This is a genomic window from Thermomicrobium sp. CFH 73360, from assembly GCF_023806465.1.
Taxonomy (GTDB): domain Bacteria; phylum Chloroflexota; class Chloroflexia; order Thermomicrobiales; family Thermomicrobiaceae; genus Thermomicrobium.
Genome location: NZ_JAMSLS010000031.1, coordinates 1 through 412, shown reverse-complemented (window position 1 = coordinate 412; position 412 = coordinate 1). Strand labels below are relative to the sequence as shown.

General features: G+C 64.1%; 1 pseudogene. It reads left to right on the top strand.

What is annotated here, in order from left to right:
- Positions 1–412, top strand: a pseudogene (locus tag NET03_RS13385) (aminomethyl transferase family protein); the annotation flags it as partial.

Sequence of the window (412 nt, the reverse complement as noted above, 5' to 3'; positions counted from 1 at the left end):
TGGAGTCCGGCTGGATTCCCAATCCGCTGCCGGCGATCTACACCAGTCCGGACCTGCGGGGGTACCGGGAGTGGCTCCCGGCCACGGCCTATGAGGCGGTGGGGTCGCTGGGTGGGAGCTTTGTCAGCCCCAACATTGAGGACTACTACTTGACACCGTGGGATCTGGGGTATGGGCGCCTGATCAAGTTCGACCATGACTTTGTGGGGCGGACGGCGCTGGAGCGCCTCAAGGACCAGCCGCACCGCAAGAAGGTGACGCTGGTGTGGGATCCGGAGGAAGCGGCCCGCGTGGTGAGCAGCCTCTTTACCCAGCCCAAGGGCCAGCGCTACAAGTACTTCGATCTGCCGCTGGCGCAGTATGCAACGTGGATGTATGACGCGGTCCTCAACGATGCCGGTGAGGTCGTCGG